This window comes from Pseudooceanicola profundus (assembly GCF_054919315.1).
Genome location: NZ_CM142898.1, coordinates 3,239,533 through 3,254,093 on the forward strand (window position 1 = coordinate 3,239,533; position 14,561 = coordinate 3,254,093).

A 14,561-nucleotide genomic window follows, 5' to 3' on the forward strand; every position below is an offset into this window, starting at 1 on the left:
CAGGAAAGGTATTTTGATGGCCGACAGCAAGCAGAAAGTCATTGAACGAAACCGGGCCCCCCGGGTCCAGATCGCCTATGACGTCGAGCATTACGGAAGTCCCACGACGATCGAACTGCCCTTCGTGATGGGGGTCATGGCCGACCTTTCCGGCGCCTCCGAAACCCCCGAGGCCAAGAAGCCGATCGGCGATCGCAACTTCGTCGAGACCGACGCCGGGCGCTTCAACAAGTTCATGGAGGCGCTGGCCCCGCGGGTGAAGGCCCGGGTCCCGAACACGCTGCCCGCCGCCGACGGCGCCGAGGCCGACGAGGAGATCTTCGTCGACCTGAGCTTCAAGAGCATGAGCGATTTCGCCCCCGACAAGATTGCCGAGCAGGTGCCGGCGCTGTCCGAACTGCTGACCATGCGGCGCAAGCTCGAGGAGCTGCTCAGCTACATGGACGGCAAGGTGGATGCGGAGAAGCGGATCGCGCAGCTGCTGACCAACGAGCCGCTGCTGGCGCAGGCCGCCGAGCAGGCGATGGCCGCGCAGGCCGATAGCAAGGAGGACTGACGCATGGCCGAAGAACAGAAGACAGAGGCCGCCGGCACCGCCGAAGCCGAAGCGCTCGATCTGGGTGAGTTCTCCTCGCTGCTGGAGAAGGACTTCCGGGTCAAGGACGCCGAGGGCGAGAAGCTGCAGTCGCTGGTGGCGAACCTCGCGGTGGCCGCGAAGGAGCGCTCCGGGACGGCGACGATCTCGGGCAACGCGGTCAAGTCGATCAAGTCGCTGATCGGCGGGATCGACCAGATGCTCTCGAAGCAGATGAACGAGATCCTCCATGCCCCGGAGGTGCGCGAGATCGAGGGTACCTGGCGCGGGCTGCATTACCTTGTGAACAACACCGAGACGGATCAGAAGCTGAAGATCCGGGTGATGAACATGAAGAAGGACGAACTGGCCGATCACCTCGAGGACTACGAGGGCCAGATGTGGGACCAGTCCGCCGTCTTCAAGAAGATCTACTCGGACGAGTACTCGATGTTCGGCGGCGAGCCCTTCGGCGCGATCGTGGGCGCCTACGAGTTCAGCCACAAGCCCAAGGACGTCGGCATGCTGCGCAATCTCAGCGGCATCTGCGCCTCGGCCCATGCGCCCTTCATCGCGGCCGCCGCGCCACAGCTCTTCCGGATGGAAAGCTGGCAGGAACTGCCCAACCCGCAGGACCTCGAACAGATCGTGTCGAGCCCGGAATACGCCAGCTGGCAGTCGCTGCGGGAATCCGAGGATTCACGCTACATCGGCCTGACCATGCCGCGGGTGCTGGGGCGGCTGCCCTATGGCGCCGAGACGGTGCCGGTGAAGGGCTTCGACTTCGAGGAGGAACTCGACGGCAAGCATGACCACTACGTCTGGATGAACGCGGCGTTTGCGATGGGCGTGAACATCAACCGCAGCCACAAGGTGTCCGGCTGGGGGACGCAGATCCGGGGCGTGGAATCCGGCGGCACGGTGATGAACCTGCCGGTGCATACCTTCCCGACCGACGATGGCTCGGTGGCGATGAAATGCCCGACCGAGATTGCCATCGACGACCGGCGCGAGGCGGAACTGGCCAAGCTGGGCATGATGCCCATCCTGCACCGCAAGAACACCGACGTGGCGGCCTTCATCGGGGCGCATTCCTTGCAGGACGATGAAACGCGGGCCGGCAGGCTGGTCGACCCGGACGCGCAGGCGAACGAACGCCTGTCCGCGAACCTGCCCTATCTCTTCCCGGTCAGCCGGTTCGCCCACTACCTGAAAGCCATCGCGCGCGACAAGGTCGGGAGCTTCAAGGAACGCGCTGATATGCAGGTTTGGCTGGGAGAGTGGATTAACCGCTACGTTCTCGCCAATCCGGCCATGGCCGACGACAAGGCCAAGGCCAGGAGACCGCTTGCCGCCGCTGAGGTGCAGGTGGACAGCGTCGAGGGGCGCCCCGGGTATTACAACGCCCGGTTCTACCTTCGGCCGCATTACCAGTTGGAGGGGATCAACGCGAGCCTGCGGCTCGTTTCGGAGCTGCCCTCCGTCAAGTCATAGAACTGATTTTTAAGCAAATGGAGAGGTCGAATGGCATTTACCGGCTATCTGAAAATCCCGGATATTGATGGCGAGTCGCAGCGCGCCGACCACGAGGACGAGATCGACATCACCGACATCATGTGGGGGGTCGAGCAGGCGGCGACGGCGCAGACCGGCCGCGGCCGGGCGCGCTCCCGGGCGGAGGTCTCCTCGCTCTACTGCAAGAAGGTCTATGATGCCTCCTCGCCCTATATCGCGCTGGCCGCGATGCAGGCGAAGAGCTTCAAGGACGTGATCGTGACGGTGCGCCGGGATTCGGGCGATGCCCATCTCGACTACCTCACCATCACCATGACCAACACGATCATCTCGAAATACGAGATCAACGGCGTCGGCCGGATCACGGATTCCGAGGGCAAGGAGCGTGAAGGCCAGGAACTGCAGGAAGCCATCGGCTTCGCCTTCGAGAACATCAAGATCAAGTATGTCGTGCAGGAGGAGGATCACTCCGCCGGCGACGAACACGAGGTCGAGTTCGACATCGCGATGGGTGCCTGACCCGGGTGCCCGAGTTGCAGCAATGAGAATGCCAGATGCCCGAGACTAGCAAGTCGCAGGCGGTTTCCCGGCAGGAAGTTGTCCAGCCGTCCCTCTGGGATCGGCTGGTCAACGAGTTGCCCGGCGTCGTGGCCGAGGCCGATGCGCTCGGCCGGGATCTGGCCGCCACGCTGGGATCGGCGGAGGCGGTTGCCGCGCTGCTTGACGGTGGTCTGCGCGGCATCGAGCTGAGACAGGACCTTGGCGAGGAGACCCGCATCCTCGCACGGCGCCTCTTCGGGCTGAGAAGCCGGCAGAGGATGCTGGAAGACAGCGGGATCGTCGTCACCTCGGACGTGCTGCGCGAAGCGGTGCGCCGCGACATCGAGATACTGTTCAATACAGAGCGGCTGGAGGCGGACTTCTTGCTCACAGAGCGCGAAATACTGGACTACCAGAGCCCGGGAGAGCTGCTTGCGGACTATCCCGAGGTGCGCCGCAGCGTGCTGAACTACGGGGTGCCGTCCTTCTCGGGCCGCAATGGCCTCGACTTCGAGCCGGACGCCCTGTCGCGCGAGTTGAAGATGGTGTTGAACACCTTCGAGCCGCGCCTGAAACGCGACAGCGTCAAGGTCCGGGTGGAGCGGTCGGCCAAGGCGGGGCTGGTGATCCGGATCGAGGGCACGCTGATGCTCTCGCCGGTGCCCGAGCGGCTGCGTCTCTCCACCACCATCGACCTCGACAACGGGAACGCCCGCACCACGCTGGAGGACCGCTGATGGATGCTGTCTTCCTCGACTACTACGAAGAGGAACTGGGCCACGTGCGCGGGCTGGCGCAGGAATTCGCGGCGCTGCATCCCAACGTGGCGCGCAACCTCGCGCTGGACGCTGTGCCCTGTCCCGATCCCTACGTCGAGCGTCTGCTGGAGGGGGTGGCCTTCCTCGCGGCGCGCACCCGGCTCAAGGTCGATGCCGAGGCCAGCCGCTACGTGCGCAACCTGCTCGACATGCTCTATCCCGATCTGGCGGGGCCTTCGCCCGCCATGTCCATGGCGCGGATGGGCCCCGGTCCGCAGGTCGAGCGGATGCTGGATGGCTACCGGATGAAGCGCGGCACGCGGCTTGTCTCGGGCCTGCGCGAGGGGGTGCAGACGCGCTGCACCTACACCACGGCGCAGGAGGTTCACCTCTGGCCCATCAAGCTGGGCGCGGCGCGCTACCTGCCGGATCGTGGGGCGCTTGCGCAGGCCGGTGTCAGCCAGGGCCTCGCCCGGGACGCCGCGGCGGGCCTTCTCTTCGAGATCGAGCGGCAGGGCGCGGGCACATTGTCGGAACTCTCGCTGGACCGGCTCGATCTCTACCTCGGTACCGGGGCGCGGGGCGGGGCGCTCTTCGACGCGGTCTTCGGCTTCGGCGCGGGGGCGGCGGCGCGGCCCGCCGACGGGCGCACGGCCTTCCGGGCGATCGGCGCACCGCAGATGGTGGGGCTCGCGGACGAGGAAGGCCTGCTGCCGCGGGTGCGTCCCTCCTTCGAAGGGTACCGCCTGCTGCGCGAGTATTTCCTGATGCCCGAACGCTTCCACTACCTGCGGCTCGACGGGCTGGCCCCCGTGATCCGCGCGTGCAGCGCCGGCAAGGCCGAGGTCGTGGTGCTTTTGCGCGAGGAGCGCAGCGATCTGGCCAGCACCTCGGCACAGGACCTGTCGCTCTTCGTGAGCCCGGTGGTCAATCTCTTCGAACACGAATGCAACCTCGTCGAACTGCGCCGCAACCGGTCCGCCCATATCGTGCAGGCGGATCGCACCCGGCCGAAGGATTACGAGATCTACCGCCTGCTGCGGGTCGAGGACGCCGAGACCGAGGGCGCGCAGGCGCGGGTGAAGCCGCTCTTCTCGACGGAGGTCAGCGCAGACAGCGGCTATGTCTATTCCGCCGAGCGCCGCCCGCGGCTGCCCGACACCGACGAGGTGCGCCGCGGGCAGACCCGGTCGAGCTATTCCGGCGATGACTTCTATGTCTCGATCGGTCGCCCGGCGGGCAGCAGCCCCGCCAAGCCGTTGCTGCGCCTCGACGTGCGGGCGCTTTGCACCAACCGGGACCTGCCGCTGCTCGACGACATGCCGCGGCTCACCCTCGACAGCGGCGATCCGGTGCAGGACATCACCCTGTTGCGCAACATGCGCCGTCCACGGCCCTCGCTGCGGGCCAGCCTGCCCAACGGGGCGGGCAGCGACAAGCAGCTCGACCACCTGACATGGCGCTGGATCTCGCAGCTCAGCCTGAACCACATCTCGCTTGCGGACAGCACTGCGGGCGCCGAGCCGCTGCAGGCGCTGATCGCGCTCTACGCCGATCGTGGCGACCCCAGCCTGCGCCGCCACGGCCAGAGCGTCGAGGGGATCGAGGCGCGCTCGATCGTGGAGCGGCTGGAGCGCGGCGGGCCGGTCTGCTTTGGCCGCGGAACCGAGATCACGCTTCTGGTCAATGATCAGGTGCTTGCGGGGGGCAGCGACCTCCTGCTCTCGGCGCTGCTGGCGCGGCTCTTCTCGCGGCACGCGGCGATCAATTCCTTCGTGCGGACCCGCACCAGACTGACCCATCAGCAGACGGAGGTGACATGGCCGATGACGCCGGGCACACGCGCGCTGATCTGACCCAGCCGCCCCCTTCGGCGGAGGATATCGCCGAGATGGACTTCTTCGAGTTGCTGCGCCAGCTCGAAACCGAAGAGCGCCGCTTCGGCCGGTCGGGTACGGCGGCGCGTGAGCCCGCCCGCCTCGGCCAGTCGGCGCGGATGTCCTTCGCCACCTCGGACCTTGCCGCCTACCAGCCGGCCCGGGGCGATGCGCCGGCGCGGGTCACCGTCAACCTGCTGGGGCTGATCGGGCCCGAGGGGCCGATGCCCCTGCACATGACGCGCTGGATCCTGCAACGCCTGTCGAACCGCTGGTTCTCGGGCGAGAGCGAAGGCGTCACCTCCGACACCTCCTTCCTCGAATTCGCCAACCTGCTGCAACATCGGCTGATGACGCTCTACTGGCGGGCCTGGGCTGACACCCGGCCCGAGATCCACATCGCCCACGGCGACGGGGCGCGGGTGACTGCGCTCTTGGGCGCGCTTGCGGGGATCGGGCTGCCGGGGCAGATGACCGGGGACCAGCGGCTCGACGGCTCCAAGCTGCACCATGCCACCTCGCTTGCGCAGGAGGTGCGCAGCCCCGAACGGCTGGCGCGGTTCCTTGAAACCGTGCTGGAAGTGCCGGTGACGATCGAGGAGTTCGCGGGTCACTGGATCGAGATCCCCGTGCCGCTCCAGTCCCGTCTGGGGCAGAGCTACAGCGGCCTCGGGACCGGGGCCGTGGTGGGCGCGCGCAGCTATGACCGCCAGTCCCGGGCCGAGATCGGGCTGGGGCCGCTGACGCTGGCGCAGGTGACGGCCTTTCTCGACGATGCCGAGGCATGGGACCGCCTGCGCCACGCAGTGATCTTCGCGATGGGGCGCGACATCGCCTTCGGGCTGCGGCTGGTCCTACGGGCCGACGAGGTGCCCGAGGCGCGGCTGGGGCAGGGGCGGCTGGGGCAGACCCTGTGGCTCGATCCGCGCCCGGGCCATGATCCCGACGACCTGTGCTTCGCCAGCCTCACCGAAACGCCCCGCGCGGCGGCAGGAGGCCTGCAATGACCCTGCGTCTTGTCATCGAGAGCGCCCCGCGCCCGCAGCCCGTCAGCGAAATGCTCTACGAGGGCGGGCGGCTGAGCATCGGGCGCAGCGAGGATGCCGACTGGCAACTGGACGATCCAGAGATGTTCGTGTCGCGCCGCCACTGCATCCTCTCCGATGACGGCGGGCAGGTGGTGGTCACCGATGCCTCATCGGGCGGGCTCTTCATCGACAATGCGGCCAACCCGGTCGGGGCCGGGAACGCGGTGCCGGTGGAACCGGGCATGGTGCTGCGTCTGGGGGATTTCACCCTCCGGGTTGAGGCGGCGGAGGTCGGGCAGGCCGGGACAGAGGTGCCGACGCCCCGGTGCGGGGGCGGGTTCGACTTCGGCCCGCCCGAGGAGGTGGCCCCGGCACCCGAACGGCCCGCGTCCTTGCCGGATCCCTTCGGCGTGCGGCGGGGCGAAGGGCCGGCGTTGGACTGGACCAAGCCGGACAAGGGCCCGGCCGAGCCGCGCCCCCTCGATCACAAGGACCCCTTTGAACTGGACCTGCGCGGCGCGCCCGTCGCCCCCGGGGCGGGCCAAGCGGCGGAAACCCCGCGGCAGCGCGAACGCCCGGGGCAGGGGTATTTCTCCGATCCGTCCCCCGATGACAGTCAGGATCGCCCCGACCCCCGGGCAGAGCCCCGACCGGAGCCCGCCGATGTCACGCCGCCCCGTCCCGATCTCTTCGGTGATCTCGGCGCGCCGATCCCGCCGCAGCCCGACCGCACGGTGGCGGAGCCATCGCCCCCGGAGGAGGACGCGCCCCCGATCCTTCATGCGGATTTCTCCTTCGCCCCGCCGCCCGCCACCGATCCCGTGCCGGAGGCGATCCCGGAACCGGAGCCGCCCGCTGATCCGGCTCCCGCGCCGGTCGCCGCCGCGCCGTCCGCCCCGGCCAAGGGGGCGTCAGGGCCTGCGGCGGAGGGAGAGGCAGCTGTCGCGGCGCTCCTGCGTGGTCTTGGCATGGAGGACGGCGCCGGGGCTGGGTGGAGCGAGGCGGAACTCGAACGGGTCGGGGCCTCGATGCGGGCGCTTGTCGAGGGGGTCATGCTGTTGCTGCGGACCCGCGCCAAGGAACGCCAGAAGGTGCGCGTCGCCCAGACCATCATCGCCAGCCAGAACGTCAATCCGCTCAAGTTCCTTGCCACCTCCGACGAGGCGCTGGAGGCGCTGATCCGCCCGCGCGGGCGCGGCTACCTCGCCCCCGAGGAGGCGCTGGACGAGGCGTTTCGCGATCTCACCGATCATCAGGTGCGGACATGGACCGCCCTGCAGACCGCCCTGCGCCGCATGGTGGACAAGTTCGATCCCGCCGAGATCGCGCGCGAGATGGAGGACGTGGGGCGGCTGGAGAGCCTGCTCTCCGGCGGTCGGAGCGCGAAGCTCTGGCAGCTTTACGAGGAACGATACCGCGAGATCGCCCGCGCCGCCGAGGAGCAGTTCCTCGGCGAGGTCGGGGCGGATTTCCGGGAGGCCTACGAAAACCAGAGGAGAGACTGACATGCACCTACATCGTCGCAATTTCCTGATCATCGGTGGCTGCGGGCTGGCACTGGCCGGCTGCGCGGGCGGCGCGGCCCCGGTCATGACGGTCAGCGCCACCGGCGCGCCGGGCATGAACCCCGGGCCTGACGGGGCCGACCGGCCGGTCACGGTCAGCGTGCTGCAGATGACCGGGTCGAGCGCCTTCGACACCGCCGACGCCATTGCGCTGCAAAGCCCGGCCACCGCGCTTGGCAGCGACCTGCTGAAGGCCGACCAGATCGTGCTGGCCCCCGGCGGCAGCGCGACCCGGGCGATCCCGCTTCAGACCGGCGCGACCGTGATCGGCATCACCGCCGGGTTCCGCGACCCCACCGGCAAGATCGTGCGCCGCAAGATCGCCGCACCGACCCGCAGCGGCGGGCTGATGATCACCGTGGGCAGCAGCGGCCTGAGCGTCACGAGCGCCTGAACGGCACGTACCTGAACGGAAGGACCCGCATGGGAAGCAAGAACAAGGTCGTCTGGTCCGAGGGATTGTTCCTCAGGCCGCAGCACCTGCAACAGCAGGACCGACACACCGCCTGGCAGGTCTGGCAGACGCTTCAGGCGATGCCGTTGCAGAGCTGTGGCTTCACGCGGCTGGCGCTTGATCCGGTGGCGCTGGAGACCGGCCAGATCGCGCTCTCGGAGGCGCAGGGCGTGATGCCCGACGGCACGTTCTTCGCGGTCCCGGACGACACGGCAGAGATCGAACCGGTCAGCGTGCAGGCGCAATCCGGGGCCGGGCTGGTGCGTCTGGCGGTGCCCGCCATGGCGGCGGAGGCCGCGCAGATCGACCCGGCCCATGCCGCGCCCTCGGGCATGCGCTTCCGGGGCAGGATGATCGCCGTGCGCGACGATATCCGGGACGGGGCCGACCCGGTGGAGCTGGAGGTGGCGCAGCTGGCGCCCAAGCTCCTGCTGCCGCAGGACGAGGCGCGCGGCTATGTCACCCTGCCCATTGCCCGGCTCGACGGGCTGAATGCCGATGGTTCCGTCCTGCTGGACACGGGCTTCCTGCCGCCCGCGCTGAACATCGGTGCGGTGCCATGGTACGCCCGCCTGCTGAAGGAACTGGTGACCGGCATCGACCGCGTGGCAGAGGCCCACGGCGGCATGGTGCTGGGCGGCACCGGTGCGTCGATGGAAAACCTGCTGATCCTCGAAGCGGCCAACAGCGCGCGGCAGCGGCTGGGGCACATGCTGGCGCAGGACAATGTCCACCCTTCGCAGCTCTACATGGAGCTGGCGGCCATCGCCGGGCGGCTGGCCACCTATGGTGCCTCGGCGCGCCGGCTGGGGGAGATGCCGGCCTATGATCATATCGACCCGCAGGCCGCCTTCGGCGAATTGGCGGACACGCTGCGTTCGCTGGTGCTGTCCCTGCGCCACGTGGAGCCGAAGAGCCGCGCGCTGCGTGTGGTGCGCCACTCCGAGAACATCTGGACCGTCAGGATCGACAACCCCGAGATCATCCGCAGCAGCCGGATCGTGCTGCGGGTCGGGGGGGACCTCTCCGAGGCGTTGCTGCGCAAGATGTTCGTGGATCAGGCCACGGTCGGGGCGGCGGATGATTTCGACGCGCTCTGGAAATCGCGCCTGACGGGGATCCCGCTCAAGCCGCTTGGCTCCCAGCCGCGCGAAATTCCCTACGACGGCGAGCGGCTCTGCCTCGAACTGGACCGGTCGTCTTCGCACTGGGCGGCACTGGCAGAGGCGCCGGGCTTCGTGGTGGGCGTTGCCGGGACGCTCGAACGTGAGCCGGAGATCGATTGCTACGCGGTGAGCCGATGAGAGACGCGACTGAAATGAGCACCTGAGATGAGCGACAAAGACCCCTTCGGACTGGAGAATGACGCCGGGCGGACCCGCATCCGGCCCCGGCCCGCGGCCCGGCAGACGCCTGCGGCCGAGGCCGCAGGGGCGGGCGTCCTGCCCGATGGGGGCGCCTCCGTCCGGCTGCGCGGGGGCCGGGCCAACGACAATCCGCTGGTGAACGCCTACGCGGCCCTGCTGGGCTTTGCCCCGGAACTGGAACGCGCCGTCCCGCCCGAGAACCCGGACCTGCTGCGGGTGCGGCTTTACGAGAACCTGACCTATGCCCGCGATGCGGCGGTCACCGCGGGCGTGACCCTGACGCGGGCGGATCAGGGGGCGTGGTTCGTGGCGGCGCTGCTTGACGATATCGCCATGAACACGCCCTGGGGCGGGGGCAGCGGCTGGCCGCGGCACCCGCTGGTGGTGCAGCTTTATGGTGACATCGATGCGGGCGAGCGCTTCTTCGACCTGTCCGAGGGGCTGATCCGATACCCCGAACGCGATCCGGAGCTGCTGGAACTGGCCTTCCTCTGCCTGTCGCTGGGCTTTCGCGGCAAGTACCGGCTGGACGGCGCGGCGGGGGAGGCGGCGCTGAACCAGCTGCGGGGTCAGATGGCCCGCATCCTGCGCGACCGTGACAGCGAGGATGCCCCGCTCTCGCCGCACTGGCAGGGCGTGAAGGCCGAGGACGAGGACCGCGGGTTCATCGTGCCGCTCTGGTCCATCGGGCTGATGGCGGTGGCGCTGGTGACGGCGATCTACGTGACATTGGGCGTCGGTCTGTCGCGGCGGGGCGAACAGCTCTTCTCGGTCGCGGCGCTGCTACCACCGACCGAGCGGGCCGAGATTTTCCGCCCGCTGATCGAGACGGTGGAGACGCCCCGGTTCACCGCCGAGCCGGTGGTGCTGGAACTGCTGCCCCTCTTCGCCGAAGCCGCGCCCGCCGAGACCGCGGCGGCGCTGAGCGGGCGCGAGGATGTCTCGCTCGCCGTGGTGGTGATCCAGGCCAAGGACCCGGAGGTCTTCCGCTCGGCCAAGGCCGACATCAACGCGGCCTACACACCGCTGGTGGCCTCAATCGCGGCGGTGATCCGCGAGAATATCGAGTTCGTGGGCGCGGTGCGGGTGGTCGGACATACGGACAGCATCCCGGTGCAGACCTCGAACCCCTTCAAGTCGAACCAGGGCCTCAGCGAGGCGCGGGCGAAAACCATCGCGGACATGCTGCGCTCCCTCGGGGTGCCCGCGGAATTGGTGACCTCGGAAGGGCGCGCGGCAGAGGACCCGATTGCGGACAACGGCACGAGGGACGGGCGCGCGCGCAACCGCCGCGTCGAAGTTGTCGTGCAGAAGAAGGTGTAGGGCGATGTCTGTGCTCAAGGCGATCTTCCGGGTGCTCTTCTCGCGGATGCTGTGGACGGCGATCGGCATTGCGCTGCTCTGCACGCTGATCTGGTTCTACGGGGCATTGGTCAGCTTCGGCACCATGCAGCCGCTCGCGGACGAGCTGACCCGGGTGATCGTCATCGGGGTCATCGTGATCCTGTGGCTGCTGTCGATCCTGATCCGCCAGCTGCGCGCGGCCAAGGCGAACCGTGCCTTCGTCTCCGACCTTGCCGGTGCGCCAGAGGCCCCGGCCGCCCCGGGCGAGGAAAACCTCGCAGAGGTCCGCGCCAAGTTCCAGGGCGTGCTGGAACAGATGAAACGCTCCAAGCTGGGCGGGCGCAAGTTCCTGCGCGACATGCCTTGGTACGTGTTCATCGGCCCGCCGGGCACCGGCAAGACCACCGCCCTGCGCCAGTCCGGCCTGCATTTCCCGATCGACCTCTCGGACGATCTGAAGGGCATCGGCGGCACCCGGAACTGCGACTGGTTCTTCACCGAGGACGCGGTGCTGATCGATACCGCCGGGCGCTATGTCCAGCAGCAAAGCGACCCGGAGGTCGATGCCGCGGAGTGGAAGGGCTTTGTCGAGCTTCTGGTGAAGCACCGCGGCCGGCGCGCCCTGAATGGCGTGATCCTGACCCTGTCGACGGCGGAACTGGCCGGCGACGATGCGGCGATCCGTGATCTGGGCCGCGAGAGCCGCAAGCGACTGGCGGAACTGACCACGCTGACCGGGCTGCGCCTGCCGGTCTACCTGATGATCACCAAGGCCGATCTGGTGCCGGGGTTCGAGCCCTTCTTCGGCGATCTCAACACGCGGGAGCGGGAACAGGTCTGGGGCGCGACGCTGGGCACGGCGGACCGGGTCGACGGGATCACCGTCGAGCGCGAGATGAAGGTGCTGCAACAGGCGCTGGAAATGAGGCTCGACAGTCGCCTTGCCGAAGATCTTCCGCTGGAACAGCGGGCCGAGGTCTTCCGGTTCCCCGCGCAGGTTGAAGCTTTGAGCCGTCCGCTCAAGGTGCTGGTGGAGGCCGTCTTCGGCGAAAGCCGCTACGAGGAGAGCCCGTGGCTGCGGGGCATCTACTTCTCCTCGGCCACGCAGGAGGGATCGCCCATCGACCGGCTGGTGGCGGGCACAGCCTCGGCGCTGGGCATGGCGGCCCCGCGGCCCGAGCGGCGCGCGCACGGCGAGACCCGCAGCTTCTTCCTGCGCAGCCTGCTGAGCGATCTGATCTTTCCCGAAGCAGGGCTGGGCCGCTTCGACCCACGGGCCGAGGACCGGCGGCGCTGGCTCTGGCGCGGGACGCTCGCGGCGGCGCTGCTGGTGACGGCGCTTCTGGGCACCGGGTTCCTGTTCTCCTACCTGCGCTACAACGGGGCGCTTGCGGATCAGGAACGCCAGTTGGCGACACTCTCCGCCCGGCTGGCCAATGTCGCCTCGCGGCAGGCGCCGACCGATCCGCTCGACCTCGACCTCGCGCTGGAGGCCGCGAACGAGACGGTGAACGCCGCCACGGTGCTGCCCCCCTCGACGCTGACCGCACTTGGCCCCACGGCCGAGGCGGAGCTGGCAAGGGTGCATGAGATCGCCTATGATCACACGCTGCGCAACGTGCTGGAACCGCGGATGGTGGCCCTGCTGGAGGCGACCATGTGGCGCCACGCCCGCGATCCGGAGTTCCTGCTCGGCGCGCTCAAGGCCTACCAGATGCTGACCGGGCAGGCGCCCTACGACGCGGCTTTCCTGACCCTCTGGTGGCAGACGGCGCTGCCCGACTTCGCGCCCATCGAGGTCTTCCCCACGGAGGAAAGTATCGACCACCAGCTGGCCGCGCTGGTGCGCATGGGCGGCGAGGAGGACAAGATCGCCCCCGACCCGGCGCTGGTCTCCACCGCGCTGGAGAGCATCTGCACCATTCCGCTTGCGGTGCGGGCCTACAATGCCCTGCGCAGTGATCCCACGGTGGCGGGCCTGCCGGACTGGGTGCCCGCCGAGGTCGCGGGGCCGAACGGGGTGCGGGTGCTGACCCGGCTGTCGGAGAAAACCCTGCGCGTCGGGCTGCCGGGGGCCTTCACCTACGACGGGTTCCACAAGACGGTGCTGCCGCTGGTCCCCGCCGTCGCCGCGGAGGCACAGCTGGACCGGGCCGTCTTTGCGGGCGGCTGCAACGAGAGCGCGGGCGCCTCCGTCGATACGCTGGAGGCCGATGTCCTCAAGCTCTACTTCGACGATTTCATCGCCCAGTGGGATGGCTTCCTGCGCGACATCCGCCTGACGCCGATCTCGGACCTCGAACAGGCGCGCCAGAACCTCAAGGACCTCGCCTCGACCGACAGCGCGCTCAAGCGCCTGCTGAACGCCGTGGTGGCCGAGACCGACCTCGCTCGGGACACCGACGCGGGTGGCGGGCTGGCCGAGAATTCCGCCGCGCAGAAGGAGGGCAAGAAGGCGCTCTCCAAGCTGGGAAAGTTCGGCAAGCTGGTGAAGACCGGTACCCGCATCGCCAAGGCCGGTGGCGGGGCCGAGGCGCCGGAGGCCGATCCGCCGGGCACGCCGGTGTCGGATCACTTCGCCCCGATCCGCGCGACTGTGCAGGAGGTCGATGGACAGCCGCCCCTGCTGGGCGATGCCGTCGCGGCGCTGACCGCGCTGTCGAACGAGTTGCAGACCGTCGCAGCCAGCCCCGATCCCCAGTCGGCGCTGCTGGCGCGGGGTGGCCTGCCCAAGCTGACGGGCGCCATCGCCAACGAGGCCGCGGCGCTGCCCGATCCGATCGACGACTGGATCGCCGGGATCGCGGGCGACACGATCAGCGTGACGCGCGACGCGGTGCTGGCCCAGCTGAACGCCCGCTGGCGGGCCGATGTGCAGCCCTTCTGCGTCTCGGCCACGGCGGGGCGCTATCCGTTCGATCCCTCCTCGGCCATCGACGTGAACACCCTCGACTTCGCGCGGCTGTTCGGACGGGGCGGGCTGATCGACAGTTTCACCGACGATCACCTGCAGGCCTATATCGACACCACCGTGCGGCCATGGCAGTGGCGCGCCGATTTCGGGCTGGACGCGGACAAGCTGGCGCCCTTCGAGAACGCCCGCAAGATGCGCGATGCGCTCTTCCCGGGCGGAGCGGGGCCGGTGATGGCCTTCAGCCTCGAACCGAAGGACCTGTCGCCCAATGCCAGCCGCGTCACGCTGAACGTCGACGGGCAGGTGCTGTCCTATTTCAACGCGGCGGCGCGCCCGGTGCCGATGACATGGCCGGGGCCGGATCAGACCAACATGATCACCCTCAGCTTCGCGCCGGTCGACGGCTCGGGCGAGGTGATCACCTCGGAAACCGGAAGCTGGGCGATCCTGCGCCTGCTGCGCAAGGGCGCGCTGTCGGCCACGGCGCTGCCGGAGGTCTTCGGCCTGCGGCTCGGGGCGCGGGGCTTTGCGGCCACGTTCAACCTGCGCGCCAATTCGGTCGAGAACCCCTTCGATCTGAAGATGTTCTCCGGCTTCAGCTGTCCGCGCGGGTTCTGAGACGTGG

At 68.8% G+C, this 14,561-nt stretch carries 11 protein-coding genes; all 11 read left to right on the plus strand.

Features of this window, described 5'->3' with window-relative positions:
• Positions 1 to 16 precede the first annotated feature (16 nt).
• From tssB to tssM, 11 genes are read left to right on the plus strand one after another with little or no spacing between them, the layout of a single operon-like run.
• A complete protein-coding gene (gene tssB, locus ACX9MO_RS14910) occupies positions 17 to 556 on the plus strand; it encodes a type VI secretion system contractile sheath small subunit (protein WP_222489457.1) in 540 nt (179 codons plus the stop codon).
• A gap of 3 nt (positions 557 to 559) precedes the next feature.
• Positions 560 to 2,068, plus strand: a complete 1,509-nt coding sequence (gene tssC, locus ACX9MO_RS14915; RefSeq protein ID WP_222489458.1) for a type VI secretion system contractile sheath large subunit — start codon at positions 560 to 562, stop codon at positions 2,066 to 2,068.
• 30 nt (positions 2,069 to 2,098) lie between these two features.
• On the plus strand, positions 2,099 to 2,608 hold the full coding sequence (locus ACX9MO_RS14920) for an Hcp family type VI secretion system effector (RefSeq protein WP_222489459.1): 510 nt from the start codon (positions 2,099 to 2,101) through the stop codon (positions 2,606 to 2,608).
• Positions 2,609 to 2,643: 35 nt separating this feature from the next.
• Positions 2,644 to 3,366: a type VI secretion system baseplate subunit TssE gene (gene tssE, locus ACX9MO_RS14925; RefSeq protein ID WP_462212402.1), complete on the plus strand. Its 723-nt coding sequence runs from the start codon at positions 2,644 to 2,646 to the stop codon at positions 3,364 to 3,366.
• Positions 3,366 to 5,243 carry a type VI secretion system baseplate subunit TssF gene (gene tssF / locus ACX9MO_RS14930; RefSeq protein WP_462212403.1) on the plus strand — a complete coding sequence of 626 codons (1,878 nt, stop codon included), beginning with the start codon at positions 3,366 to 3,368 and terminating at the stop codon, positions 5,241 to 5,243. The genes tssE and tssF overlap by 1 nt, the downstream gene beginning before the upstream one ends.
• On the plus strand, positions 5,207 to 6,271 hold the full coding sequence (gene tssG, locus ACX9MO_RS14935; protein WP_462212404.1) for a type VI secretion system baseplate subunit TssG: 1,065 nt from the start codon (positions 5,207 to 5,209) through the stop codon (positions 6,269 to 6,271). The genes tssF and tssG overlap by 37 nt, the downstream gene beginning before the upstream one ends.
• A complete protein-coding gene (tagH, locus tag ACX9MO_RS14940) occupies positions 6,268 to 7,797 on the plus strand; it encodes a type VI secretion system-associated FHA domain protein TagH (RefSeq protein WP_462212405.1) in 1,530 nt (509 codons plus the stop codon). Before tssG ends, tagH begins: the two co-directional genes overlap by 4 nt.
• 1 nt (position 7,798) lies before the next feature.
• Positions 7,799 to 8,251, plus strand: a complete 453-nt coding sequence (tssJ, locus tag ACX9MO_RS14945; RefSeq protein ID WP_222489464.1) for a type VI secretion system lipoprotein TssJ — start codon at positions 7,799 to 7,801, stop codon at positions 8,249 to 8,251.
• Between the two features lie 29 nt (positions 8,252 to 8,280).
• Complete coding sequence (tssK, locus tag ACX9MO_RS14950; protein WP_462212406.1) at positions 8,281 to 9,615, plus strand: type VI secretion system baseplate subunit TssK; 1,335 nt, start codon at positions 8,281 to 8,283, stop codon at positions 9,613 to 9,615.
• A 27-nt stretch (positions 9,616 to 9,642) separates the two neighbouring features.
• Entirely contained in the window at positions 9,643 to 11,001 is a 1,359-nt protein-coding gene (icmH, locus tag ACX9MO_RS14955; protein ID WP_462212407.1) for a type IVB secretion system protein IcmH/DotU, read from the plus strand.
• A gap of 4 nt (positions 11,002 to 11,005) precedes the next feature.
• A complete protein-coding gene (gene tssM / locus ACX9MO_RS14960; RefSeq protein ID WP_462212408.1) occupies positions 11,006 to 14,554 on the plus strand; it encodes a type VI secretion system membrane subunit TssM in 3,549 nt (1,182 codons plus the stop codon).
• Positions 14,555 to 14,561: the final 7 nt, after the last annotated feature.

Bases quoted from the DNA above. Each gene is read 5' to 3' on its own strand.
- tssB (WP_222489457.1), top strand. From the start codon at position 17: ATGGCCGACAGCAAGCAGAAAGTCATTGAACGAAACCGGGCCCCCCGG.
- tssC (WP_222489458.1), top strand. From the start codon at position 560: ATGGCCGAAGAACAGAAGACAGAGGCCGCCGGCACCGCCGAAGCCGAA.
- ACX9MO_RS14920 (WP_222489459.1), top strand. From the start codon at position 2,099: ATGGCATTTACCGGCTATCTGAAAATCCCGGATATTGATGGCGAGTCG.
- tssE (WP_462212402.1), top strand. From the start codon at position 2,644: ATGCCCGAGACTAGCAAGTCGCAGGCGGTTTCCCGGCAGGAAGTTGTC.
- tssF (WP_462212403.1), top strand. From the start codon at position 3,366: ATGGATGCTGTCTTCCTCGACTACTACGAAGAGGAACTGGGCCACGTG.
- tssG (WP_462212404.1), top strand. From the start codon at position 5,207: ATGGCCGATGACGCCGGGCACACGCGCGCTGATCTGACCCAGCCGCCC.
- tagH (WP_462212405.1), top strand. From the start codon at position 6,268: ATGACCCTGCGTCTTGTCATCGAGAGCGCCCCGCGCCCGCAGCCCGTC.
- tssJ (WP_222489464.1), top strand. From the start codon at position 7,799: ATGCACCTACATCGTCGCAATTTCCTGATCATCGGTGGCTGCGGGCTG.
- tssK (WP_462212406.1), top strand. From the start codon at position 8,281: ATGGGAAGCAAGAACAAGGTCGTCTGGTCCGAGGGATTGTTCCTCAGG.
- icmH (WP_462212407.1), top strand. From the start codon at position 9,643: ATGAGCGACAAAGACCCCTTCGGACTGGAGAATGACGCCGGGCGGACC.
- tssM (WP_462212408.1), top strand. From the start codon at position 11,006: ATGTCTGTGCTCAAGGCGATCTTCCGGGTGCTCTTCTCGCGGATGCTG.